At 68.5% G+C, this 22,405-nt stretch carries 18 protein-coding genes; 4 read left to right on the top strand and 14 right to left on the bottom strand.

Annotated features, from left to right (window positions below):
• Nucleotides 1–3: 3 nt before the first annotated feature.
• The 10 genes from ACUYM2_RS04025 to speB form a co-directional block, all read right to left on the bottom strand.
• Nucleotides 4–1,248: a 5-methylcytosine restriction system specificity protein McrC gene (locus ACUYM2_RS04025; RefSeq protein WP_481598900.1), complete on the bottom strand. Its 1,245-nt coding sequence runs from the start codon at nt 1,246–1,248 to the stop codon at nt 4–6.
• Complete coding sequence (locus tag ACUYM2_RS04020; RefSeq protein WP_481598899.1) at nt 1,235–3,463, bottom strand: McrB family protein; 2,229 nt, start codon at nt 3,461–3,463, stop codon at nt 1,235–1,237. Before ACUYM2_RS04020 ends, ACUYM2_RS04025 begins: the two co-directional genes overlap by 14 nt.
• A 115-nt stretch (nt 3,464–3,578) precedes the next feature.
• Nucleotides 3,579–3,833 carry a hypothetical protein gene (locus ACUYM2_RS04015; protein WP_481598898.1) on the bottom strand — a complete coding sequence of 85 codons (255 nt, stop codon included), beginning with the start codon at nt 3,831–3,833 and terminating at the stop codon, nt 3,579–3,581.
• A gap of 163 nt (nt 3,834–3,996) precedes the next feature.
• Nucleotides 3,997–4,431: an acyl-CoA thioesterase gene (locus tag ACUYM2_RS04010; RefSeq protein WP_481601397.1), complete on the bottom strand. Its 435-nt coding sequence runs from the start codon at nt 4,429–4,431 to the stop codon at nt 3,997–3,999.
• A gap of 113 nt (nt 4,432–4,544) precedes the next feature.
• Entirely contained in the window at nt 4,545–6,476 is a 1,932-nt protein-coding gene (locus ACUYM2_RS04005) for an ABC transporter ATP-binding protein (RefSeq protein ID WP_481601396.1), read from the bottom strand.
• Nucleotides 6,477–6,607: 131 nt separating this feature from the next.
• On the bottom strand, nt 6,608–8,341 hold the full coding sequence (locus ACUYM2_RS04000; protein ID WP_481598897.1) for an ABC transporter ATP-binding protein: 1,734 nt from the start codon (nt 8,339–8,341) through the stop codon (nt 6,608–6,610).
• Nucleotides 8,342–8,565: 224 nt separating this feature from the next.
• The gene (locus ACUYM2_RS03995) at nt 8,566–10,644 is read right to left on the bottom strand and encodes an MDR family MFS transporter (protein ID WP_481601395.1); all 2,079 of its coding nucleotides are present in this window, start codon (nt 10,642–10,644) and stop codon (nt 8,566–8,568) included.
• Nucleotides 10,645–10,738: 94 nt separating this feature from the next.
• The gene (locus tag ACUYM2_RS03990; RefSeq protein WP_481598896.1) at nt 10,739–11,224 is read right to left on the bottom strand and encodes a MarR family winged helix-turn-helix transcriptional regulator; all 486 of its coding nucleotides are present in this window, start codon (nt 11,222–11,224) and stop codon (nt 10,739–10,741) included.
• A 161-nt stretch (nt 11,225–11,385) separates the two neighbouring features.
• Nucleotides 11,386–13,053, bottom strand: coding sequence for a thiamine pyrophosphate-binding protein (locus tag ACUYM2_RS03985; RefSeq protein WP_481598895.1), 1,668 nt, complete (start codon nt 13,051–13,053; stop codon nt 11,386–11,388).
• Complete coding sequence (speB, locus tag ACUYM2_RS03980) at nt 13,050–14,138, bottom strand: agmatinase (protein ID WP_481598894.1); 1,089 nt, start codon at nt 14,136–14,138, stop codon at nt 13,050–13,052. Before speB ends, ACUYM2_RS03985 begins: the two co-directional genes overlap by 4 nt.
• Nucleotides 14,139–14,547: 409 nt before the next feature.
• Between speB and ACUYM2_RS03975 the strand changes: the two genes are divergently transcribed.
• On the top strand, nt 14,548–15,375 hold the full coding sequence (locus ACUYM2_RS03975; protein ID WP_481598893.1) for a DUF559 domain-containing protein: 828 nt from the start codon (nt 14,548–14,550) through the stop codon (nt 15,373–15,375).
• A gap of 161 nt (nt 15,376–15,536) precedes the next feature.
• Here ACUYM2_RS03975 and ACUYM2_RS03970 read toward each other — a convergent pair whose 3' ends face one another.
• Nucleotides 15,537–16,112: a helix-turn-helix domain-containing protein gene (locus tag ACUYM2_RS03970; RefSeq protein WP_481598892.1), complete on the bottom strand. Its 576-nt coding sequence runs from the start codon at nt 16,110–16,112 to the stop codon at nt 15,537–15,539.
• Between the two features lie 280 nt (nt 16,113–16,392).
• On the opposite strand from ACUYM2_RS03970, the gene ACUYM2_RS03965 reads away from it, so the two are divergent.
• Nucleotides 16,393–17,919, top strand: coding sequence for a sodium:solute symporter family protein (locus ACUYM2_RS03965; RefSeq protein WP_481598891.1), 1,527 nt, complete (start codon nt 16,393–16,395; stop codon nt 17,917–17,919).
• 110 nt (nt 17,920–18,029) lie between these two features.
• On the opposite strand, the gene ACUYM2_RS03960 is transcribed toward ACUYM2_RS03965, so the two are convergent.
• Nucleotides 18,030–18,263, bottom strand: a complete 234-nt coding sequence (locus ACUYM2_RS03960; protein WP_481598890.1) for a hypothetical protein — start codon at nt 18,261–18,263, stop codon at nt 18,030–18,032.
• Between the two features lie 324 nt (nt 18,264–18,587).
• Here ACUYM2_RS03960 and ACUYM2_RS03955 point away from each other — a divergent pair, with 324 nt between their 5' ends.
• Nucleotides 18,588–19,775 (top strand): VIT1/CCC1 transporter family protein, encoded by a 1,188-nt coding sequence (locus ACUYM2_RS03955; protein WP_481598889.1) that lies wholly within the window; start codon nt 18,588–18,590, stop codon nt 19,773–19,775.
• On the top strand, nt 19,775–20,725 hold the full coding sequence (locus ACUYM2_RS03950) for a matrixin family metalloprotease (protein ID WP_481598888.1): 951 nt from the start codon (nt 19,775–19,777) through the stop codon (nt 20,723–20,725). The genes ACUYM2_RS03955 and ACUYM2_RS03950 overlap by 1 nt, the downstream gene beginning before the upstream one ends.
• Nucleotides 20,726–20,746: 21 nt before the next feature.
• On the opposite strand, the gene ACUYM2_RS03945 is transcribed toward ACUYM2_RS03950, so the two are convergent.
• Together ACUYM2_RS03945 and ACUYM2_RS03940 are read right to left on the bottom strand one after the other, a co-directional pair.
• Nucleotides 20,747–21,880 carry an LOG family protein gene (locus ACUYM2_RS03945; RefSeq protein ID WP_481598887.1) on the bottom strand — a complete coding sequence of 378 codons (1,134 nt, stop codon included), beginning with the start codon at nt 21,878–21,880 and terminating at the stop codon, nt 20,747–20,749.
• A 9-nt stretch (nt 21,881–21,889) separates the two neighbouring features.
• The gene (locus ACUYM2_RS03940) at nt 21,890–22,384 is read right to left on the bottom strand and encodes an SRPBCC family protein (protein ID WP_481598886.1); all 495 of its coding nucleotides are present in this window, start codon (nt 22,382–22,384) and stop codon (nt 21,890–21,892) included.
• Nucleotides 22,385–22,405 lie beyond the last annotated feature (21 nt).

Below are 22,405 nucleotides of genomic sequence, written 5' to 3'. Positions count from 1 at the left end.
CCGTCAGCGGCTGATGGTTGCCTGCCGCACGACTTCGCCCCAGGACTGCTGCGCCAGGTCTGCCACCGAAGCCAGTATTTCCGAGGGCGGCAGGGAAAGATCCAGCGGGAACTCCACCACGTCGATGTCCGTATTCAGGATCCGCCGCAGCTTGATCTCGCCGGCGCCCGCGTACACCAGCCACGCCGTGGGAACCCGCAGCGAGGTGCAGTACGCCAGCATCCGGTAGTGGTCCGCGGACAGCGAGGCGCCGACATCGGACGCCGCCTTGTACTTTGCGTCGTACACCATCACCGGCCGGCCGCCGAGCAAATGCACCGCGCCCGGCTGGACCATGATCCGGTCGGAGTCCCGCACCGCCTCGTTCAGCATCGCGTTGTAGCGCAGCCGCATCTCGCCCGGGTACGCCGCCATGGCTTCCCGCAGCGCGGTCCCGACGAAGTCCTCGAAGACCTTGGACATGTCCACCACAAACGACGCCGAGTGCTGCCTGCCGTCCCCCGCCTCGGCCGAGGCGTTGCGCAGGATAACCTCCGCGAGCCGCAAGGCGGCGTGGTAGCGCGCGTTCATCCGGCTGGCACGCCACGGCGGCAGCGGGGCGCCGGACTGCAGCCGCGTCACGGCGTCGAGCTTTCCCTTTAGCCGGCGCAACCGGCTGAGCACGTCCGCCCGGACCCCCGGCACCTGCGCCATGCGTTCGAGGGCCGCGCGGAGGATGCGGTTTTCCGGGATGTCCTCGGTGAACTCGTCATAAGACACCTCCAGCGGCACCAGCATGCCGGGGCGGCGCGAGATCTGGTCCGACATCCGGATCCGGCCCTTGACGGTGCGGAGCGACTCGTCGACGTTCAGGTAGCCCTGCAGCACGCCCCGGCTGAGGGCCCGGTCGGTGAGCTGCGCCAGCGATTCGGCGAGGGCGCTCCAGAGATCGGTACCCTCGACGGCGGCCACGGCGTCGTCCCGGAAGCCTTGGTGCTCCGTGTAGCCGAGCAGGAACAGCAGCCGGTGCAGGCCCAGGCGTTCCTTGGGCCGCACCTCCAGCTGCACCGACGGGGTGCGCACGGAGCCCACCTTGCCGGCCGGTTCTATCCGGAACAGGCCCATGCCCAGGGGTGACGCCTTGGCCAGCCCGCTGCCGTTGATGAAGGCCGCGCTGCCGGCGTCGATCCGTTCCACCACTCCCCCGGACAGCTCGTCCAGGACGATGTGGCGGACGGAGCTGCCTGGGGCAAGGCTAGACGCGCGCAAGGCGCGCCAACAGTTGCTCCAGGCCGAACCGCTCCTCCAACTGGGCCCGGTTGAGCTGGCCGTGGTAGTGCTCTTCGAGCAGCGGCATCAGCTCGTACTTCCAGATTCGGCGCAGCCCGGTGGGGGTCTGGGCGGCCTTCTTCATGAAGTAGGACGGACCGATCATCAGGTCCCGGTCCCACTCGTCGATGGCATTGTTCAGCTCGTCGAGCAGCAGCGCCGGCGTCGTGTCCAGGTCGCGGGCCTGCAGGAAGCGCAGCAGCGTACCCTTCACCGGTTCGGTCTTCGGGTGCAGTTCGATGAACGAGAACCGGCGGCGGATGGCCGCGTCCATCATCGCGATGGAGCGGTCCGCGGTGTTCATGGTGCCGATGATGTACAGGTTGTCCGGCAGCGAGAACGGCTCGGTGGGGCTGTACTGCAGGTAGATCCGGTCGTCGCGGTATTCCAGCAGGAAGTACAGCTCGCCAAAGACCTTCGCCAGGTTGGCCCGGTTCATCTCATCGATGATCAGGAAGTACGGCTTGCTCTCGTTGCCCGGTTTGGCGGCTTCCTCGGCCAGCCTGCGCAGCGGTCCGGCGACGAGCTTGAAGGAGACCTGGCCCTCGTCGGTCTTGTCCGGCCGGTAGCCCTCGAAGAAGTCCTCGTAGGCGTAGGAGGGGTGGAACTGGACCAGCTTGACCCGTTCGTCACTGGTGTCCCCGGCCAGTTCGGCGGCGAGGTGCTTGGCCAGGTAGGTTTTGCCGGTGCCGGGCGGCCCGTAGAGCACCAGCTGGCGGTTTTCCTCCAGCAGTTCGGCAATTTCCTGCAGCGGCTCCAGGTCCATATGCAGCGATGCGGCGAATTCCGCCGTCAGCGGCCGGAACCCCTCGCAGGGTTCGACGACGGCGTCCGGCTCGGCGCCGTCGCCGGCGTCGGCCTCGGCTTCGGCGGGAAGCAGGGACTCGAGCGCCTGGATCACCCGGGTGACGTCCACGATGAGCCCGGAACTGGCCAGCTGCCGCTGCACGTGCCGGGGCAGTTCCGTCATCGAGTGGACCTCGTCGAACCAGCGGACCTTGCGGCGGAGCCGGCGGTTGTCCTCGTGGTGTTCGGGTTCGCCCAGCACCACGCCCACGCTGACGGCCCCCGAGGTCTGGTAAAGGGTGAGGTCGCCCGGTTTCATCACGGTCAGGAAGGCGAAGACGGCGGTTTTGGTGTCCTCGCGCTCCACATAGCTGAGGTGTTTATAGTCCTCGTCCACGGCGTGCTGGACCAGGCCGGCGGTCACGCCGGAATCGAGCAGGCGGAGGTGTTCGACGTCGAGCGTCACCGCTTCCTCGTCCTGCCAGGCGGCGAGGACGTCGGCGTTGTCGTGGTGGCTGCGCAGCAGCCAGGCGCGGCGGCCGGGGTCCCCCACCTTCCGCCACTGGCTGACCAGCTGCCGGGAGTACCAGTCAATCCGCTGCCCGGCCTGCTCGTCGAGGTGCAGCCGGATCCGGTGGATGTCAGCGGAGACTTCCTCGTCGGAGTCGCCCTTGGCGCCGCCCACCAGGGAGGCGAACGCGTCCCGGATCTCCTGGCGTTCGACGTCCGCTACGACGGGTTCGAAGTAGCCGGGCCAGACCAGGAACTCGATGCTGCGCCGAATGGCGGGCTGGTCTTCCGGAGTGCCGGCGGTGAGCTCGTGGAAAACCAGCGGATCCTTGATGGCGGCCTGGACGACGCCCGCCGGGCGCTGGGCGACGTGCCGCACGAAGCGGCAGAGCCACTTCAGGTGGTCCCAGATGGTCCAGTTGAATTCGGCGGTGCGGTCCCGGATCACGCCGTGGTCCGTCATGCCCGCGTACAGTTCGTCGGGGAGCTCCAGCGGCGGCTCCAGCCAGGACGCCGCCTCGGCCACGCGGGCCCGTTTGACCTTGAGCGACTTGACCTCGTGCGCCAGCGGCAGCGACTGCAGGAACAACAGCTCCACTGCCAGCTGCTTCGCGCCGCGGGTGGCGCCCTCCAGGTTTTCGCGGAGGTTGGTCATCATGGGCGCCTTGGGGTCCGGGATGCCCCGTTCCAGGCGTTCCAGCAACTCCGAGGCCGCCGGAACGGACCACGTCCTGGTCCGGCCGTCCAGCGGCGACGCCTTGCCAAGCAGACCCGGGCCAAGCACAAACCACGCCGCATCTTCGATCTCCTTGGAGATGCCGAGGGCGCGGTGCATGGCGGGCTTTTTGTTGGGGGTCATGCCTTCAATTTACAGGCTTAAGCTGAACGCCCGCATCATGCAGCAGATCGGAACTACCGGTGGGTAAGCATTCCTCCGCGGATTTGCCGGAGCCCGCCGGGCGGTGGCCGGGGCCTTACTTGGCGGCCGGGCGGCGTTTGACGCCGAAGGTGAAATAGCTTCCGGGACCGACGAAGTTGATGAGGGTGGCTGCCCGCCAGAGCGCCTTGCTGCCGCGGATTTCCTCCGCCGGGCGGCGCGAAATGTCGCGCTGGGCGGCGATCAGGAGGGAGAGCTGGACGACGGCCGCCGTGATGGTGCCGAACTTCGCCATGGGCGAGAGTTCCTTCCAGGTCTTCTTCCGTGCCTTCGTCTTGCTTCGCTTGGACATGATCCGTACTCCTAAGGTTTTCATCCTGCCGGCTGCCGCGGGCCTGTTCAGTCTAGGACCGATCCCGGCTGGGAGGTAGGGGCTAGTGGGTCTGGCGGGCCGCCGGCCCAACTACCTCGCATTAGTTGTCGTGTAGCGGGCTCAAAACGACTACTACTGCCAGTCAGTTGGGTTCGTGGCGGGCCGCGGTGAAGGGGGCAAGCTTGGCCTTCTGCCCCGGGGTAAGCCGCAGGACCCTCCCGGTGGCCTCGTCCACGAACGCCAGGTGGCTGCTCGCCTTGACGCAGTCCTCGCCCGTGACGGGGTCCTGGACGAGGTAGTGGATGTCGAAGCTGGCGCCCTTGACCGCGCCGACCCACAGCTGCACCACGGCCGGCACGTTGCGGTACTCGAGGGTTCGGACGTAGCGGATCTTGTGCTCCACGACCAGCGCCAGGGTGCCCTCCGGGATGTCGTTGAAGAGCGACACGACGGGTTCTACGCCGGGCAGCCCCGCGCCGCGGGGCGGCCCGAAGGCCGCGATCCGGGCCTCCTCCAGGATCCGGACGATCTGCACGTTGTTGATGTGGCCGTAGGCGTCCATGTCGCCCCAGCGCATCGGCACCTGCACCTGGATCCGCCGCGGTTCGACGGCGCCGGGTGCGGCGGTGGCCGCCGCGGGCACGTCGCTGGCCCTGGCCGCGGGCGCGCTGCCGGGGGCCACCCCGGCGCTCAACTGCGCACCGCCGTCGGCTCTTCCAGGACAGACGCATCGGCGTCTTCCCCGGCGAACTGGGACATGTACAGGCGGTAATAGGCGCCCTGCAGTTCCAGAAGCTCCGCGTGCCGGCCCTGTTCGACGATCCGCCCGGCTTCCATCACCAGGATGGTGTCCGCGTCCCGGATGGTGGAGAGGCGGTGGGCGATCACGAAGCTGGTGCGCTCGGTGCGCAGCGCGGCCATGGCTTTCTGGACCAGGACCTCGGTGCGGGTGTCCACCGAGCTGGTGGCTTCGTCCAGGATCAGCAGCGACGGGTTGGCCACAAAGGCCCGGGCAATGGTGATGAGCTGCTTCTCGCCGGCGCTGACGTTGTTGCCTTCCTCGTCGATCACCGTGTTGTAGCCCTCCGGCAGTGCGCGCACAAAGCGGTCCACGAAGGTTGCTTTCGCGGCCGCCATGACCTGGTCCTCGGTGGCGTCCAGCTTGCCATAGCGGATGTTCTCGTAAATCGTGCCGCCGAACAGCCACGCGTCCTGCAGCACCATGCCCACCTTGGAGCGCAGCTCGGCGCGGCTGAGGCGGGTGACGTCGACGCCGTCGAGCGTGATGGCCCCGGCGTTGAGCTCGTAAAAGCGCATCACCAGGTTCACCAGGGTGGTCTTGCCTGCGCCGGTCGGGCCCACGATGGCCACCGTGTGCCCGGGCTCGGCGGTGAAGGACAGGTCCTCGATCAACGGCTTGTCCGGCGTGTAGCTGAAGGTGACGTGCTTGAACTCGACGTGCCCGTCGGTTTTGGCCGGCAGGTGCTCGACGGCGGTCTCGGCGTCCTGTTCGTCGGCGTCGAGGAATTCGAAGACCCGCTCTGCGGAGGCCACACCGGACTGCAGCATGTTGGCCATGCCGGCCATTTGCCCCAGCGGCTGGGTGAACTCGCGCGAGTACTGGATGAACGCCGTGGCGTCGCCCAGGCTCATCCCGCCGGAGGCCACCCGGAGCCCGCCGACAACGGCGATCCCCACGTAGCTGAGGTAGGAGACGAACTGCATGACCGGCATGATCATGCCGGAGACGAACTGGGCGCCGAAGCTGGCCTTGTAGAGCTCCTCGTTCCGTTCGTCGAAGCGGGCCAGCATGTCGGCGTCGCGGCCAAAGACGCGGACCAGGTCATGGCCGGAGAAGGATTCCTCGATCTGGCCATTGAGTTCGCCGGTGTTCTTCCACTGCGCGGCGAACAGCTTCTGGCTGCGGGCACCGATGATGCCGGCGGCCACGCCGGAGAGCGGGAGGGCGATGAGCGCGATCAGGGCCAGCTGCCAGGACACGATGAACATCATGATCACGATGCCGATCACGGTCAGGGCGGAGTTCACCAGCTGCGCGAACGCCTGCTGCAGGGCCTGCTGGATGTTGTCCACGTCGTTGGTGACGCGCGAAAGGACGTCGCCGCGCTGGCGGGTGTCGAAGTAGTTCAGCGGGAGCTTGTTGAGTTTCTTCTCGGTGTCGTCGCGCAGCCGGCGGACCACGCGCATCACGAGCACGTTCAGGACATAGCCCTGCAGCCACAGGAAAATGTTCGCGACGAAGTACATCACCAGCACCACGCTGATCAGGAAAGCGAGCTTCTGGAAGTCGATGCCTGCGCCCGGAACGACGTCCATTCTGGCCAGCATGTCCGCGAAGTTGTCCTGGCCCTGGGAGCGCAGTCCGGCGATGAACTGGTCCTTGGTGGCGCCGGCCGGCAGCTGCTTGCCGACCACGCCGCTGAAGATCACATCCATTGCCTGGCCCAGGATGCGGGGTGCAATGACGTTGAGGACGACGGCGACCGTCACCATCGCGAGGACGGCGGCGATACCGGCCCGCTCGGGTTTGAGCAGGCCCATGAGCCGTTTCGCCGAGGGCCAGAAATGCTGGGCCTTCTTCGCCGGCACGGCGCCGAACATCCCGCCGTCGGCCTCGCCGGGGGTGAATTCCTCCTCGTAGAAGTGCTCTTCGGGCGCTTCGACGGCGGTTTCAACGGACGTTTCTCGGGGCGTGCTGCCGGCGGTGTCGGGGCTGAGCTTTTCGTTGGTGCTCATGCGATGGCCTCCGCGGTCAGCTGGGATTCGACGATTTCCTGGTAGGTGCTGGAGCTTGCGAGGAGCTCCTCATGGGTTCCGCGGTCCACGATCCGGCCGTTGTCCAGCACCAGGATCTGGTCCGCATCCGCGATGGTGGAGACGCGCTGGCCCACGATGATGACGGTGGCGTCCGCGGTCTTGGCCTTGAGCGCCTTCCGCAGCCGGGCATCGGTGGCGACATCCAGGGCGGAGAAGGAATCGTCGAACAGGAAGACCTTCGGTTCGGTGACCAGCGCGCGGGCGATGCAGAGCCTCTGGCGCTGGCCGCCGGAGACGTTGGTGCCGCCCTGGGAAATCCGGGCGCCGAGGCCGTTCTTCTTCTCGCGGACGAAGTCGGCGGCCTGGGCCACGGTGAGGGCGTCCCAAAGTTCCGCATCCGTGGCGTCGGACTTGCCGAAGCGCAGGTTGTGCTCGATGGTCCCGGAGAACAGGTACGGCCGCTGCGGCACCATGGCCACGCGCCCGGTGATCTCGGCGCGGTCCAGCTGGGTGACCGGGACGCCGTCGAGCAGCACCTCGCCCGAGGCGGCGTCGAAGAGCCGCGGCAGCAGGGCCAGCAGGGTGGTCTTGCCGGCACCGGTGGACCCGATGATCGCCACGGTCTGGCCGGGTTCGGCGGTGAAGCTGATGTCGCTGAGCACCGGCGCCTCCGCGCCGGGGTAGGCGAAGGAGACGTTGCGGAATTCCACCCGGCCCGCCTTGGCTGCCGGGGCGACGGGGGTGAGCGGTTCGTGGATGGAGGGTTCGACGTCGAGCACCTCACCGATGCGGTCCGCGCAGACCGAGGCGCGCGGGATCATCATGGCCATGAAGGTGCCCATCATGACGGCCATCAGGATCTGCAGCAGGTATTGCAGGAACGCGGTCAGCGAGCCCACCTGCATCTCCCCGGCGTCCACGCGCTGGCCGCCGAACCAGAGCACGGCGGCAGTGGAGACGTGCAGGATCATGCCGATCGCCGGGAACATCAGCACGAACAAGGCGCCGATCTTCAGCGAGACGTCGGTGAGTTCCTTGTTGGCGGCGCCGAAACGCTTCGCTTCGTGCGGCTCGCGGACGAACGCGCGGACCACGCGGATGCCGATGATCTGCTCGCGCAGGATGCCGTTGAGCCGGTCGATCTTGGCCTGCATGGAGCGGAAAAGCGGCATCAGGCGGACCACGAGGTAGCCCACCACGACCACCAGGAGCGGGACGGAGACCCAGACCAGCCAGGACAGGTTGAGGTCTTCGCGGAGGGCCATAACAATGCCGCCAATGCACATGATGGGCGTGGCCACCATGAAGTTCAGTCCCATCAGCATGAGCATCTGGACCTGCTGGACGTCGTTGGTGCCGCGGGTGATCAACGTCGGGGCGCCGAAGACGTTGACGTCGCGGGCAGAGAAGCTGCTGACCTTGCGGAAGACGCCGCGGCGCAGGTCCCGGCCGAAGGCCATGGCGGCCTTGGAACCGAAGTAGACGCCGGCGATCGCGGTGACGACCTGGACCAGCGCGACCCCGAGCATCAGCCCGCCGGTGCGCCAGATGTAGTCCGTGTCGCCGCGGGAGACCCCCTCGTCGATGATCTGGGCGTTGAGGCTGGGCAAGTATAGGGCCGCGATGGTGGAGGCCAGTTGGAAGACGACGACAGCCGCAATATACGGCAGATACGGCTTGGAATAGCGCCGTATGAGGGTGACAAGCATGCCCACGGATCCTTCGGAATGGTTCATGAATCGCAGAAGAGGATAAAGCATAAGACGAGCAAGGAAAGTAGTAGCAGATGGGGCCGACAGCCTCAGCTGTCCCACTCTACGAAATCCCCTGCCGGGGTGAAACCTTTGGCGTCGAAGGTGCTCGCTTGCCGCCGGGAAAAACGGCCCCGCAACCACCCTCGTCGGGTGGCCGCGGGGCCGCGTCCGTTCTTTGGCTACTCGCCGCGGTGCCGGCCGTGCGTGGCGATGTAGTCGGCGGCCGCGCGCTGCAGCTTGCGTTCCTTGGAGAGCTGGCGCCGCAGTGTTGTGAGCTGCTCGGCGACCCGGGCCTGCTCGGCGGCAATCGCGCGTTGGTCCGCGGCCTGCTCGTGGACGGCGCGCAGGGCCTCCGCCAGCTGCACCTGCTGCTCGGCGAGCAGCCGCTGGGTCTGCAGCAGCAGCGGCACGATGTCCGCGTCGTCGGCGCGGGCCTCCGCCACCATGGTACGGGCCCGAAGCCTGGCACCTTCGCGCTCGGCCCTGGCCGCGCCGTCGCCGTTCTGGCGACCGTCCAGGTCCTGCCGGGCCGCGTCCGGGAACCTGGACCCGTTGGCGCGCTGCCGGCTCAGGACCTCGATGAACTCGCGGTCAAGGTCGACGATGCCGGTCGCTGGGGCATCGCGCCCCGCCGCCGGACCGGCGTCGTGTCCCGTGGCAGGCCCCGCTGCGGGAGCGGAAGCGGCGGCGGCGTGGGCGGCTGCCCCGGCGTCGACGTCGGCCCCGGAACCCGTGATGGCCGCCGAGGCGGAAGCTTCCGGCCGGATGTCGACGGTGCGGCGCAGCGGCTTTTCCTTGATGAACAGGATGGCCACCAGCGCCACGAGCGCGACGATGGCGGAGATCAGGAAGACCTCTGCGATCGCGTCACCGTAGGCGGCCCGCATGATGTCTCGGATCGGGGCGGGCATGTCCTTGAGGTCCATGCTGGAACCGGCCGAGCCGCCCGGGACCTTGATTTTGGCGGCAGCGAGGCCTTCGGTGGCCAGGTCCTTGACCCGGTTGCCCAGCACGGCGCCGAGCACCGAGACGCCGATGGCGCCGCCGACGGACCGGAAGAAGGCTACCGAGGCGCTGGCCGTGCCGATGTCCTTGGCCTGGACCGTGTTCTGGACGGCGAGGACGAGGTTTTGCATCAGCAAGCCCAGGCCGACGCCGAGGATGGCGGTGTAGATCCCGGTCAGCCAAAGGTCCGTGGTGTGGTCCATGCTGCCGGCGAGACCGAGGCCGCCGACCAGCGCGACGGCACCCGCGATCAGGTAGCGCTTCCACTTGCCGGTTCGGCTGATCAGCTGGCCGGAGAGCACCGAGCCGATCAGGTTGCCCGCGATCATGGGCAGCGTGAGCAGGCCGGCTTCGGTGGGGGTTGCACCGCGGGCCACCTGGAAGTACTGGCCCAGGAACGTCGAGGAGCCGAACATGCCCACGCCGACGGCCACGGAGGCGAGGATTGCCAGGGCGGTGGTGCGCTCGGAGATGATCTTGAGCGGGATGATGGGCTGGGCAACCTTGGATTCCACCAGCACCAGCAGGCCAAGGAGCACCACGCCGCCGCCCACCATGGCGACCGTCTGCCAGGACCACCAGTCGTAGTAGTCGGGGTTGCCGGCGAAGGAAACCCAGATCAGCAGCAGGCTGACGCCGGAGGTCAGCAGGATGGAGCCGAGCCAGTCGATCTTCGCGGGGCGCTTGACGTGCTGGATCTTCAGCGTGACCTGCAGCAGGATCAGGGCGACGACGGCGAGCGGGACGCAGACGAAGAAGGTCCAGCGCCAGCCGAGCGGGCTGTCGACGATGAAGCCGCCCAGCAGCGGACCGCCGGCAGTGCCGACGGCCATGACGCCGCCCATGTAGCCGGAGTACTTGCCGCGGTCGCGCGGCGGGATCATCGAACCGATGATGGCCTGGGCCAGGGCGGTGAGGCCGCCCATCGCGATGCCCTGGATGACACGGGCGGTCAGCAGCAGCGGGATGGTCTCGGACAGGCCCGCCATGACGGAGCCGGCCACGAAGATCACGATGCTGAGCTGGACCAGGACCTTCTTGTTGAAGAGGTCAGCCAGCTTGCCCCAGATCGGGGTGGTGGCCGCGTTGGCCAGCAGCGCCGCGGTGATCACCCAGGCGAAATCCGTCTGGGTGCCCTTGAGCTCGGACATGATGGTGGGCAGCGCGTTGGCCACGATGGTGCTGCTCAGGATGGCAGTGAAGAACGCCGCCAGCAGGCCGGTCAGCGCTTCCATAATCTGCCGGTGGCTCATTTCCGCCTGCGGTTCGGGGTGGGATGGCGGGGTGGGGGCCGCTTGCGGGGTGGCCGGGGACGGCCCGGCGGCGGCAGCATGGCTGGCCATGGATTTACTCCTCAACAAAGTTGGTCGTGTCGGTGGGTCCGGCCGTCTTTGCCCACGCTGAAGTCCTGAGGGATTCAGCTAGTTTCTTCAGGGTGCGCGAGGTAGCTTCGACGTCGTCCTCGCTCCAGTCCTGCAGGAAGCCCTGCAAGGTGGCGGCGCGCTGCGCCTCGATGAAGCGCAGCTTCTCGACGCCGGCCGGCGAGAGCGCGATGAGCTGCGCCCGGCCGTCTTCGGGATCCGGCCGGCGGACCACATAGCCCTGCTCGAGCAGTTCGGCGAGGTGCCGGCTGAGCACGGGCGCGCTGACGCCGAGCCGCTCCGCGAGCTGCGTGGCACGGGTTTCACCCTCCCCCACAAAGCGCAGCACGCCTTGAAGCGCGACGCCGGTATCGTCGCCGCGGAGGTTGGCCGCGGCGACGCACCGGACGGCGCGTTGGAGATCGAAGATTTGGTGGACCAGCTTGGCTGCAGTGGTCGATGCGACTGACATAGGTGGAAGCCCCTTACTTACTTGCCCGAAGCAACAATACTATATATTGATTGCTTTGGGAAACTAAGAAGCCCCACAAAAAAGCGCGAACGTACACTTGAGGCCCCGAATCCGAGCAGATTCGGGGCCTCAAGTGTACGTTCGCGCTATGGGAGGCGGGTTTAGACGTCCAGGTGCGTGGGGGCGAACATCTTGAGCAGGGTCTCGACGACGACGACGTTCGGCCCGTCCGCCGCGAAGCCCGCCTTGAGCGCGTCCCCCACGTTCTCCGGGGCCACCCGGACGGCCGGGACACCGAACGCCTCGGCCAGCTTCACGAAGTCCGGGCGGGCCAGTTCCGTGGCCGTGGCCTTGCCGAACGCGCCCACCATGTACTCGCGCAGGATGCCGTAGCCGCCGTCGTCGACAATCAGCCAGGTGACCGGGACGTTGTGCTGCTTGGCGGTGGCGAGTTCCGAAATCGAGTACATCGCCGAGCCGTCGCCGGACACCGCGAGCACCCGCGCCGAACCGGCGGGTGTGCCGGTGGTTTCCAGGCCCACCGCGCCGCCGATTGCCGCCGGGAAGCCAAAGCCGAGGCCGCCGGCACCCTGGGCGGAGTGGAACTGGCCCTCGCGGGCGTCCCAGCAGCTCCAGGCCCAGTAGGCGGAGATCGTCATGTCCCAGAACGTCTGCATCTGCGCGGGGACGGCCTCGCGGATGTCCGCCATGAACTTCAGTTCCTTGGCGAGGTCCTGGGATTCCAGCCGTGCCTTGACCTTGGCCAGGGTGTCCTTGACCAGTGCCTCGGGTGAGTTGCCGTGCCAGTCCGGGCGGGCGTCAGCCGGCGTCGGGGCCAGGGCTTCGTCGAGGGCGGCAAGCGCCTGGCCGGCGTCGGCCCGGATGCCCAGGCCGGGCCGGTTGGACTCCAGCACGCGCGGTTCGGCGTCGATCTGGATGATCCGGCCGCGGGGCTCGAAGGTGAAGTAGTTCGAGGTCACCTCGCCCAGCGAGGAGCCGATGACGATCAGCACGTCAGCATCCTCGAGCAGCTCCGTCATGTACTGGTCCTCGATCCAGGACTGGAGCGACAGTTCATGGTTCCAGGGGAACGCGCCGTTGCCGCCGGGGGTGCAGATCACCGGCGCCCGCAGCTTTTCCGCGAGGGACAGCAGCGACTTCTCCGCCCGGCCGCGCCGGGTGCCGCCGCCGGCGATGATGGCCGGCCGCTTCGCCTCGGAGAGCCACTTCGCGGCTTCGCGGACCAGCTCTATACGGGGCGGATTGTCCGCGGCTTCGGCGAGCGCGTCCTCCACCGGCGGGACCATGATCGGATCCAGCAGCACGTTTTGCGGGACCTCGATCCACACCGGGCCCTGCGGCGAGGAGATGGCCTCGGTCCAGGCGTCCTGGATGGCCGAGGGGATGCCGGAGGCGTGCTGGATCAGGCGCTGGCTCTTGGTGACGTTGGCGGCCGAGGCCTTCTGGTCATCCAGCTGGTGCAGCATGCCCTTGCGCCGCGCGCCGAGGCCCTCCAGCGGAATCTGGCTCGCGATGACCACCATGGGCACTCCCGTGGCGTAGGCCTCCTGTAGTCCGGCCAGCGAGGTCAGCGCTCCGGGGCCGGTGGAGAGGAAGAGGACGCCGACTTCGCCGGTGGCACGGGAGTAGCCGTCGGCGGCGAAGGCGGAGTTGTTCTCCACCCGCGAGGACACGAAGTGCAGGTTTCCGCGGCCCATCGCGTCGAACAGGCCCAGGGCGTGCTGCCCGGGGATGCCAAATACAGTCTTCGCGCCAAGTGCCTCAAGGGTCTCGACGACGAGGTCCCCGCCGTTGCGCACCCCGGTCACTGCGCGGCTCCGCTCTCCAGCGGCTGGGCCGCTGTCGCGGCGAAGCCTGCGGGACGGCGGGACTCGCGGCCGAGGGCCTGCGCCGCATAGCCGCTGGGGGCGCCGGTGCGGTCGCCGTCGGCGGCGCTGTCGGCCATCAGGGTGACGAGTTCGTAGGCGACGTGGCTTGCCGCCACGCCGGTGATGTCGGCGTGGTCGTACGCGGGGGCGACCTCGACGACGTCGGCCCCCACCAGGTTCATGCCGCGGAAGCCACGGATGATCTCCAGCAGTTCCCGGCTGGTGATGCCGCCGGCTTCCGGGGTTCCGGTGCCGGGGGCGTGCGCGGGGTCAAGGACGTCGATGTCGACGGAGATGTAGAGCGGGCGGTTGCCGATCCGGTCGCGGACCTTGGCGACGGTTTCCAGCACACCCTGGTAGTAGACGTCCGCCGAGGTGACGATGCCGAAGCCGAAGCGGTGGTCGTCGTCGAGGTCCTTTTTGCCGTAGAGCGGGCCGCGGGTGCCGATGTGGCTGATCGCCTCGGTGTCCAGGATGCCTTCTTCGACGGCGCGGCGGAAGGGGGTGCCGTGGGTGTATTCGGCGCCGAAGTAAGTGTCCCAGGTGTCCAGGTGCGCGTCGAAGTGGAGCATGGCAACGGGCTGCCCGGCGCGTTCGGCCGCGGCACGCAGCAGGGGCAGCGCAATGGTGTGGTCCCCGCCCAGGGTCAGCAGTTTGCTGCCGGCGGCGGTGAGGTCCAGCGCGTTCTGCTGGATGGTTTCGATGGCCTCGTTGATGTTGAACGGGTTGACGGCCATGTCCCCGGCGTCGGCAACCTGGATGTTCTCGAAGGGGCTGACGTCCCAGGCCGGGTTGTAGGGCCGCAGCAGCCGGCTGGCCTCACGCACGTGGTTGGCACCGAAGCGCGCGCCCGGGCGGTAGGACACTCCGGAGTCGAAGGGCACGCCAACCACCGTGACGTCCGCCTTGGCCACCTGGTCCAGCCGCGGCAGGCGGGCATAGGTCGCGGCGCCGGCGTAGCGCGGGATGCGGGAGGAATCGATGGGGCCAAGGTTGCCATTGGCCTCGATGCGCAGCTCTTCCAAGGGAGGAGTCTCCTTCGAGGGTTGTCCGACGGGTGTGACTGCCATCATACACTCGAAAGTTGCCCGTCGCGCATCAGTTGTTTACCGGACAACCCGCCAAGCCTCTCCGCTCACCGCCGCATCCCGAGGCTTCCCGGTTCGCCGCCGCTCCGGCGAGCGCTCCCGCCCAGTTCTTGGGTGGCGGCGCGTGTGCAGCCCGGGCCGGGGCGCGGTTTTCCGGGCTTTGGGCGGCCGCCGGGGCCGGCCGACCGCGGACAACTGGGCGGGAGCGCAGGCGCACGGCGGCCCGGGGGCCGGGCTACGGTGGGGCCGGGGGTCCGGGGGTCCGGGGCCGGGGCGGCCTTGGAGGTTGTCCAGATAGCCCGCTTGCCGGGTTCCGCTGGACCCGCAGCGCTCCTGTACTGGCCTGATGGACCTCCTTGACTACCTCGGCCGGGTGGGCGGCGTCGTCCGCACCGGCCAACTCCTGTCCGCCGGCTTTACCCGCACTGACGTCGCCCGCCTGGCCGACATTGGAGTGCAGCAGCTCCGGCGTGGCGTGTTCGTCCTCCCCGGTTGCGCGCCCGAGCTCGTAGCCGCAGTCCGGCACAATGCCCGGGTCAGCTGCGCCAGCGCCGCCGGGCACTACGGACTGTGGCTGCGTGAACCGCCGGACCGGCACCACCTCGCCTGCAACCACGGTCACGGCAGCGGCTTCGTCAGGCACCGGACGGTCAGGTTCGAGGGTCACCCAGCACTGCCACTGGCGGCGGTCGAGGACGTGGTGCTGCAGGCCCTGGGGTGCTTGGCACCCCCGGCGTCGACGGCGATGGCGACCTCGGCGATACGGCTGCACGGTGTGCCCCTGGAGTTGCTGAAGGACGAGCTACCGGGCAAAAGATCCGGGCCGGTGCGCACGGCACTGCGTCTCCTGGACTTGCGGGCCGAATCCATTGTTGAGGTCGACGCCCAGCATCTCTTCAAAACCAACGGAATCGGCTATGACGCCCAGGTGTACCTGCCCGGGATCGGCCGGGTGGACTTCCTGCTCGACGGATTCCTGATCGTGGAGGTGGACGGATTCGCCTTCCATTCCAGCCGCGACGCGCTCCGCCGCGACCTGGGCAGGAATAACGCCTCGACGCTGACCGGTTTTGCCGTGCTCCGGTACATGCCCGAGCACATCTGGTACGAGCCGGACCGCGTCCTGGCTGAGATCCGGGCCGTCCTGGCCCGGGGTCCCCGGCCGGCCGGCTGACGATCCCGCCGGCCGACTGACGATCCCGCCCAGTTCTACGACGGCGGACTCCCGCGCTGCCGCGTCGGCCCGCGGAATTCCGGGGCCCGTCGCGGCCAGGCTGGTGCCGGGGCGCCAACAACCGGGCAGGAATGCAGCAGGGCCGGCGCGGCCACCAGGACCTACCGGCTGGCGGCGGGAACCAGCACCCAGAGCACCTCGACCGGCTCGTTGGTGGGGTTGATCCAGGTGTGCGGCTCCCGGCCGGGGAAGGTGACGGTGTCACCGGTTTCCAGCTCAAATTCCTCGTTGGTGAGGATAAGCCGGATGCTGCCCTTGACCACGTGCAGCACGTCCACGTCGCAGTCGACGGCGTACAGCTCGGATTCGCCGCGCCCTCGGGGCTCGATCACGGCCTGGATGATCTGGACCCGGCGCTCGGAGCGTGCGGTCAGCAGGCGTTCGACGATTCCCTCGCCGCCGAGCGAGATCCGGGGCCCTTCCCCCTTCTTGGTGAGGTGGGTTTCCGGCGCGGCAAACAACTCGCCGATCGAGATCGAGAGGACCTGGCACAGCGTGACCAGCGAGCTCACCGAGGGCGAGGTGAGATCCCGTTCCACCCTGCTGAGGAAGCCCTTGGTCAGGCCGGTGGCATCCGCGACCTGTTCGATGGTGAGCCGCTGGGATTGCCGGGCGGCACGGATCCTGGAACCGATAGCAACCGGAACGTTGCTCGGTTCAACGGGTAGAGCCTTCATAAGGGAACCTTTCACGGCCGGCCGCGCGGCCCCATCATTGGAGCCAATCCTAGCCGCAGACCGGTCCTGGGGTCCCCGCAAGGACACGCCGCGGTCACACCTTGACTGTTACCGGAGTCACACCCTAGTGTTTGGCAACAAGTGTTGCCTATTAGGCAATGGGAGGGCAATTCAGCCGAAGCCCTCCCGCCAACTCCCCTCAAGCAGCAAAGGACACCGGCCGCAACGATGCGGGCCGGGGTTCCGGTACTGCTTCCGAACAGCTCCAAGGAGCCCCCTTATGGACGCAAGTTTCGTCAATATCGCCATCGTGGTGGTGTACCTCGTCGCCATGCTGGCCTTCGGCTGGTGGGGCAAGTCCCGCACGAAGAACAACAGCGACTTCCTGGTGGCGGGCCGCCGGCTCGGACCCTTCCTCTACACCGGCACCATGGCCGCCGTCGTGCTCGGCGGCGCTTCGACGGTGGGCGGCGTCGGGCTGGGCTACAAGTTCGGCATTTCCGGCATGTGGCTCGTCGTCGCGATCGGCGCCGGTGTGCTGCTGCTCAGCCTGCTCTTCGCCGGCACCATCCAAAAGCTCAAGATCTACACGGTGTCCCAGATGCTGACCCTGCGCTACGGCAGCCGGGCCACCCAGACCTCCGGCATCGTGATGCTCGCCTACACGCTGATGCTCTGCGCCACCTCCACCGGCGCCTACGCCACGATCTTCGTGGTCCTCTTCGGCTGGGACCGGGCACTGGCCATCGCCATCGGCGGCGCCATCGTCCTGATCTACTCGACCATCGGCGGCATGTGGTCCATCACCCTGGCCGACCAGGTCCAGTTCGTGATCAAGACGGTCGGCATCTTCCTGCTGATGCTGCCGTTCACCCTTAACGCCGCCGGCGGCCTCGACGGAATCCGCAGCCGCGTCGACGCCAGCTTCTTCCAGATTGACGGCATCGGCATCCAGACGATCATCACCTACTTCGTCGTCTACACCCTGGGACTGCTGATCGGCCAGGACATCTGGCAGCGCGTGTTCACCGCCAAGACCCCGACGGTTGCCCGCTGGGGCGGCGCGACGGCGGGCATCTACTGCATCCTCTACGGTGCCGCCGGGGCGCTGATCGGCCTGGGCGCCCGCGTGGCGCTGCCCGACATCGACGTCAAGGCCCTCGGCAAGGACGTGGTCTACGCCGAGGTCGCCACCAACCTGCTGCCGATCGGCATCGGCGGCCTGGTGCTCGCCGCGGCCGTGGCCGCCATGATGTCCACCGCCTCCGGCGCCCTGATCGCTGCCGCCACCGTAGCCCGCGCCGACGTCCTGCCCTTCGTTGCCGGCTGGTTCGGCATGAACATCAACACCGACGACACGGACAACCCGGAGCATGACGTCAAGGCCAACCGTTTGTGGGTGCTGGGTCTGGGCGTCGTCGCGATCGTCATCGCCATCATCACCAAGGACGTCGTCGCGGCGCTCACCATCGCCTACGACATCCTTGTGGGCGGCCTGCTGGTCGCGATCCTGGGCGGCCTGGTGTGGAAGCGCGGCACCGGAGTGGCCGCGGCTGCCTCGATGGCCGTCGGATCCGTCCTGACCCTCGGCACCATGATCGTGCTGGAGATCAACGCCGAGGTCCCACTGGACGGCATCTACGCCAACGAACCGATCTACTACGGCCTGCTGGCCTCCGCGGTGGTCTACGTCGCCGTGTCGCTGCTGACCAGGCCGACGGATCCCGCAGTGATGAAGAACTGGCAGGACCGGGTGGCCGGCGACGCCACGGCAGAAGCTGACAGGGTGCCGGCCCTGAGCCACTAGCTCCGCTCCAACGGCTGATGGAGATAGCTTCCATCACGCACGACGGCGGCGCCTCCCCGCGGGGAAGCGCCGCCGTTGTGCTGCCCGGCTCCGGGCGGAAACGGCGTTGACTATTCTTCTTCCTCGGGTTCGCGGAACTCGTCGGCGTCGACGGGAACGATCGGTTGCTCGTCTCCGAGGAAATCCTCCGCGTCGAGCGGGACGTTCCGGTCGGCTTCTTCCAGCAGTTCCTCGTCCACGGTCTCCGCGTCGCCGACCGGGGCGTCCTCGGCAAAATCGTAGGCCGGGTCCGATTCGACGGAGTCCCTGGCCGGCTGGGGGGCCGGTGATCCGGTGTTGTCCATGGTGCAACCTCCGTGCGCTCGGGCTGCGGCAGTGGTGTGCGAACCGTCCGGGGCCTACGGCCGGCACCCGGAAATCGGCCGGACGGGCCTGCCGGAAAACCCGCCGTGGCCTTTATTCGAACACCACTGGTGGTGGGGGTCAAGGGCCGTCGGGCCCGGCCGGCGCCCGGCCGCCGGCAGGCCACCGTCGGGCCGTAAGGGTACTTACTTTACGGCAGGCCGAAACTTTCCACTGAGGATTGCCAGCCGAAAATCCGCGGAATTACGGGGTACGCTGGATTCGCAATGGGGCCGAACCATGCCCTATCAAGCCCAGGAGTTTACGTGTCTCAGCACGCCCCATCTGATCCCTTCCCTTCTGATCGCAGCCCTGCAGGGGCCTCCCCCGCGGCCCCCGGCGCAGCGTCTGCCGCCGGACCCGCGGCCAGTCCCGCCGCCACTTCGGCGGACATCAAGCGCTGGCGGCAGTACCTCGCCGACGAACGCGCCGAGGCTTCCGTCTACCGCGACCTCGCGGAAAACCGCAGCGGCGAGGAGCGCGACATCCTGCTCGCCCTGGCCGAAGCGGAAGGTCGCCATGAGGCGCACTGGCTGCAGCTCCTCGGCGAACACGCCGGCCGGCCGCGCCCCGCCTCGCTCCGCAGCCAGTTCCTGGGCTTCCTCGCCCGGCACTTCGGCTCCGTGTTTGTGCTGGCCCTGGCGCAGCGTGCCGAGAGCCGCTCGCCGTACGCCAACGACCCCAACGCCACTCCGGCCATGGTCGCCGACGAGCAGATCCACGAGGAAGTCGTCCGCGGCCTGGCCACGCGCGGCCGCAACCGGCTCGCCGGAAGCTTCCGGGCCGCGGTGTTCGGCGCCAACGACGGGCTGGTCAGCAACCTGTCCCTCGTCATGGGCATGGCCGCGTCCGGCGTCGGCAGCTCCGTGGTGCTGCTCAGCGGCGTGGCCGGGCTGCTGGCCGGCGCGCTGTCGATGGGGGCCGGCGAGTTCATCTCCGTTCGGTCCCAGCGTGAACTGCTGGCTGCAACCCGCCCCACCCAGATCACCCTCGCGGCAGCACCGTCGCTGGACATCGAACACAACGAACTCCTGCTCGTCTACCTGGCCCGCGGCATGTCCCGCGAGGCCGCCGAGCACCGCGTCGCCGAGCGGATGGGGCTGCTGGACTGCGACTGCGATCCCAGCCTGTCCCTGCGGCCCGAACTCCCGGAAACCGAGGACCAGCACGAGGCCGTCGGGACGGCGTGGAGCGCCGCGGCGTCGAGCTTCTGCTTCTTCGCCTCCGGCGCGATCGTTCCGATCGTCCCGTTCCTACTGGGCATGACCGGCATTGCCGCGCTGGTGGTATCCGCCGCCCTGGTGGGGATCGCCCTGCTGCTGACCGGCGGCGTTGTCGGCCTGCTTTCCGGCACCTCGCCCGCCAGCCGCGCCTTCCGCCAACTGGCCATCGGCATGGGCGCCGCCGCTGTTACCTACCTGCTTGGCATGGCGTTTGGCGCGGTGGTCGCCTAGTGGACGATCCCGGACTCCGGGACCGCTCCCCGCGGCACAGCCGAGGCCGCAGTGCGGCCCGGTTGGTCCGGAACCTCGCAGCCGTGGTCCTGATCGCCGGGGCCGCCTTCCTGACCGCAGGGCTGGCCTACGGCGACCCCCGCTTCGTCGGACTGTTCGAATTCAACGGCGGGGCCGGCGCCAAAGCCACCGGCGCCAACGCCGCGGGCGCCCCGACGAGCCGCCCCACGGCCAGCCCGGCGGACCGGCAGGCAGGCGTTCCCGACGACGGGTCGCAGATGGCGGTTCCGCCGCCGGGGCTCGAAGAGCAGGACCAGCCGTTGGGACAGCCGCTGGCGCCGTCGTCCGACAGCACGTCCTATAAGTTCCTGGCCACGAACGCCGACGGCACCCCGGTGGGCTACTCCCCCTGCCGGCCCCTGCATTACGTGGTCAATGCGCTGCTCGCTCCCGAGGGCGCCGGCCAGCTGGTGGACAACGCGATCCGGACGGTCTCCGAGGCGACCGGGATCAAGTTCGTCAACGACGGTCCCACCACCGAGGCCCCGTCCCCGTCACGGGCACCGTACCAAAAGGAGCGGTACGGCGAGCGCTGGGCCCCCCTGCTGATCGCCTGGACCACCCCGGAGCAGGCGCCGCAGCTCAAGGGCGCCGTGATCGGCACCGGCGGCAGCACCCACTTCAGCTTCGGCGCCGGCCCCAAAAGCTTCGTCACCGGCAGCCTGGAACTGGACGCGCCGCAAATCGGCGACGACCTGGGCCGCGGGGACGGCTCGGCCTACGCGACGGCCGTGATCCTGCACGAACTCGGCCACGTGATGGGCCTGGAACACGTCGATGACCCGACGCAGCTGATGTACCCGGAGATCGGGGCGCCGGACGGGCTGGCAGCCGGCGACCTGAACGGCCTGCGGGAACTGGGCCGCGCTCCCTGCCGCAAGGACCTCTAGTCCGCCCACAAACCGCAGGTCTTAGCGTTCCAGCACCGCCAGGGCTTCCTCGACGCCGTCCACCAGGAAGATCCGGTTTTCCATCCGCCGGCCCGCGGCGAGGCTCTGCAGCAGGGGCCAAGCCGGGAACCTGCGCAGCCAGTGCTCCTTGCCCACCAGCACCATGGGCGTGATGGTCTCCGGGGCGCCGTAGTAGTTTTCGCAGGCATCCTGGAAGATCTCCTGGACGGTGCCGCCGGAGCCGGGCAGGAAGATGATTCCGCCGTTGCACAGCTCCAGCAGGACCGCCTCGCGGATGGCGTTGGCGAAGTATTTGGCGATGTGGGTGGCGAAGAAGTTGGGCGGCTCGTGGCCGTAAAACCAGGTGGGGATGCCCAGCGACGGCGTGCCGTCAGGATGGCGTCCGACGACGGCGGCCGCGGTCCGCGCCCACGCGGACACCGAGGGCCGGAAGCCGGGCACGGCGGCAAGGTCCGCCAGTGCCTGCCGGAAATCCGCTTCGTCCGCCCCGCTGAGATAGGCGCCCAGGTTGGCCGCCTCCATGGTCCCCGGCCCGCCGCCGGTGGCGACCACCCGGCCGTTCCGCGCCAGCAGGCGGCCCAGCAACGCCGCCTCGGTGAAGCCTGCCGAACCGCGGCTCGCGGCGTGCCCGCCCATCACGCCCACCATGGTGCGCCCACGGCACAGCTCCGAGCGGGTCAGCTCCTCAAGCGCATCACCGATCGAGTGGTCGTGCAGGGCCGCGGCCAGCGTCGCGTCCAGCCGGCGCCGCTGGCCCGGCCGGATGCTCCACTGGTACACCCGGGCGTCCAGGGTGTCCTCGTACCGGGTCTCCGCCACGCCCGCGTACAGCTCCTGCGGGGTGTAAAGCCGGCCGCGGTAAGGGTTGAACGGGACCTTTTCCAGCTTGGGAAAGATCAGGGCGCCGCGGCCGCGCAGCGAATCCTCCACCCCGTCGTCGAACGTGCAGCCCAGGAATATGGCACCCTGCGCGTCGAGTGACTCCAACGGCTCCCGGCGGCCGCGCAGGTCCAGGGACTGCACGTGCCAGCCGTGCATGGACCGCGCGCCGTCCGCCACCAGCCGGTCGAAACTGCCCAGGCTTTCGACCTCCAGGGTGCGCGGGCTCGGGTGCAGGCTGCGGGCAGCGCTCATCCGGCGCGCCTAGCGATGGCGGTCCGGGGCGGCGCCGGACCCTGCTGCTGCTTCCGAGGCCATGTAGGCATCGAGCTTGGCGAGGGTCTGCTCGATGCTGGCCGGATGGCGGCGGAGGTAGCCGGCCAAGCGGAGCAGGATCCTGGCCCGCACGTTCCGCGCATCCCATTGTTCCGTGACGAGGGTGCCCGGTGTTCCGTCGGCGTCGTTGACGGGGTTCAGCAGGTAGCGCCAGACGTGGCCGCCGAAGTGCCGCCACGCGATCCGCCGGCCCTCCTCGAACTCGCAGACCGTGTTGAGGATCTTGTAATCCATCTTGATGTTCATTTCCATGCCGAACTTCGCGCCGAGGGCGAGCCGTTCGGGACCGCGCGGCTGGGCGCCCTTCACGGTCCCCGAGCCGTCGATCACGCTGTGCAGTGCGGGCCTGGCAAGCACTTCGAAGATGGCTTCCGGGGCGGCCGCGATGAAGCGGCTGCGGGACACGAGGTATCTGTTGGTCATCCGGCAATCCTAGTCCTGCGT

The sequence above is a fragment of the Arthrobacter sp. SD1074B genome (genome assembly GCF_056780195.1).
This window is presented reverse-complemented; position numbering and strand designations above follow the sequence as displayed.

Bases quoted from the DNA above. Each gene is read 5' to 3' on its own strand.
- ACUYM2_RS03975 (WP_481598893.1), top strand. From the start codon at position 14,548: ATGGACCTCCTTGACTACCTCGGCCGGGTGGGCGGCGTCGTCCGCACC.
- ACUYM2_RS04010 (WP_481601397.1), bottom strand. From the start codon at position 4,431: ATGCGCTGGGGCGACATGGACGCCTACGGCCACATCAACAACGTGCAG.
- ACUYM2_RS03995 (WP_481601395.1), bottom strand. From the start codon at position 10,644: ATGAGCCACCGGCAGATTATGGAAGCGCTGACCGGCCTGCTGGCGGCG.
- ACUYM2_RS04005 (WP_481601396.1), bottom strand. From the start codon at position 6,476: ATGTTCGGCGCCGTGCCGGCGAAGAAGGCCCAGCATTTCTGGCCCTCG.
- ACUYM2_RS03940 (WP_481598886.1), bottom strand. From the start codon at position 22,384: ATGACCAACAGATACCTCGTGTCCCGCAGCCGCTTCATCGCGGCCGCC.
- ACUYM2_RS03970 (WP_481598892.1), bottom strand. From the start codon at position 16,112: ATGAAGGCTCTACCCGTTGAACCGAGCAACGTTCCGGTTGCTATCGGT.
- ACUYM2_RS03990 (WP_481598896.1), bottom strand. From the start codon at position 11,224: ATGTCAGTCGCATCGACCACTGCAGCCAAGCTGGTCCACCAAATCTTC.
- ACUYM2_RS04000 (WP_481598897.1), bottom strand. From the start codon at position 8,341: ATGCTTGTCACCCTCATACGGCGCTATTCCAAGCCGTATCTGCCGTAT.
- ACUYM2_RS03960 (WP_481598890.1), bottom strand. From the start codon at position 18,263: ATGGACAACACCGGATCACCGGCCCCCCAGCCGGCCAGGGACTCCGTC.
- ACUYM2_RS04020 (WP_481598899.1), bottom strand. From the start codon at position 3,463: ATGACCCCCAACAAAAAGCCCGCCATGCACCGCGCCCTCGGCATCTCC.
- ACUYM2_RS03965 (WP_481598891.1), top strand. From the start codon at position 16,393: ATGGACGCAAGTTTCGTCAATATCGCCATCGTGGTGGTGTACCTCGTC.
- ACUYM2_RS03945 (WP_481598887.1), bottom strand. From the start codon at position 21,880: ATGAGCGCTGCCCGCAGCCTGCACCCGAGCCCGCGCACCCTGGAGGTC.
- ACUYM2_RS04015 (WP_481598898.1), bottom strand. From the start codon at position 3,833: ATGTCCAAGCGAAGCAAGACGAAGGCACGGAAGAAGACCTGGAAGGAA.